The following is a 1,630-nucleotide window of genomic DNA, read 5'->3' on the forward strand; positions in this document are numbered from 1 at the left end:
TGGGCGGCGACAATGACTACGTCCGGTGTAGCGACATTCATCTTGGCCGGTAGTGAGGAGTCGGAGGCGGCGTAGCCGCCGGAGACGACGAACTGCCGGCGGCGCCGGATCGGCGAGGCTTAGGATGGCTGACTGAACCTAAATTGAGGCGGTCAGCCCATGTCTGGAAGCCGCATCACCGACCAGCAGGTCCGCCTCTACATGAACCATCGCAAACTCCATCCGCAGAAGCTCGCTGCCGCGAAGTCCGGCATGAGCGAGCGCACGGCGCGGCGTGTCGAACACGAAGCCGGACTACCGTCACAGCAGCCGCGGCGCTACTGGCGCTCGCGCCCAGATCCGTTCGCCGATGTCTGGGAGAGCGAAGTGGTCCCGTTGCTACGCGCTGCGCCAAAGCTGAAGGCGATCACTCTGCTGCGTAAATTGCAGGAGGACCATCCCGAGCGCTTCCCGGACACCATGCGGCGCACGTTTGAGCGACATGTCAGCCAGTGGCGCGCGCTCGAAGGCCCGAACCAGGAAGTGTTCTTCCCTCAAACATATCAGCCCGGCGCACGAGGCCTGTCGGACTTCACGCACATGGACAAATTGTGCGTAACGATTGGCGGCGTCGCGTTTAGCCACCTGTTGTATCACTTCGTGCTGGCGTTCTCGCGCTGGGAGTACGCCAGCGTGGTCGATGGCGGGGAGAGCTTCCAGGCGCTCGCGACGGGATTGCAGAACGCGCTGTGGCAGGCTGGCGGCTGCCCACGCGAACATCGCTCCGACAGCCTGTCGGCGGCCTTCAGGAACCTGCAGGAAGAGGAAGACTTCACAGTTCGCTATGCGGCGCTACTCGAGCACTACGGGATGGAAGGCACACGCAACAACCGTGGCATGGGTCACGAGAATGGCAGCGTCGAATCCTCGCATCGCTATCTGAAGGATCAGGTCGATCAGGCCCTGGAGTTGCGCGGTCACCGAGACTTCGCGGACCGGGCCGCTTACGACGAGTTCGTGCGCGGGGTGGTGATGCGCCGCAACCGGCGTAATGCTGCCGCGTTCCAGATCGAGCGCGAGCACCTGCTGGATTTGCCTGAGCACCGTACCAGCGACTTTGCCGAGGAAGAGGCACGCGTGACACGCTGCGGCACGTTCACCGTGCGGTGTGTCCTGTACAGCGCGCCCTCGCGGCTGATCGGTCATCGCCTGAAGGTACGCCTCTACAGTGACCGGCTCGATTGCTATCTGTCTGGCGCGCTCGTGCACAGCGCGGCGAGAGCCACGCACACGAGCAAGCGGCGCGGTCGCGGCATCGACTACCGGCACTTCATCGATTCGCTCAAACGCAAGCCGCAGGCCTTCAGGGGTCTCGCGTTCCGTGACGATCTGTTTCCGCGTGAAGCCTATCGTCGCACCTGGGAACGACTGGATCAGGCACTGACGCCGCGTAGCGCCTGCAAGGCCATGGTGGGCTTGCTTGAGCTCGCCGGGCACCACGGCGTCGAGGCGCAACTGGCCGAGCGGCTCGATGCATTGCTCGAACTCGGTGAACTGCCCGATCTGATGGCGTTGTTCGATGAGTTCGCGCCGCGCCAGGCCGAGTGTCCAGTGGTTGTCGTCGAGATGCCGTCCGCCGCGCTCTATGACA

1 protein-coding gene is annotated in these 1,630 nt (G+C 63.8%); it reads left to right on the forward strand.

Translation table 11 applies throughout. From position 1 onward, the window contains the following. Positions 1 to 159 precede the first annotated feature (159 nt). The coding region (gene istA / locus ACTJLC_RS31700) for an IS21 family transposase (RefSeq protein ID WP_440846409.1) at positions 160 to 1,630 on the forward strand (1,471 nt) is incomplete at its 3' end.

Origin of the sequence: Paraburkholderia sp. 22099, from assembly GCF_052045835.1 — a bacterium.
Lineage (GTDB): Bacteria > Pseudomonadota > Gammaproteobacteria > Burkholderiales > Burkholderiaceae > Paraburkholderia > Paraburkholderia terricola.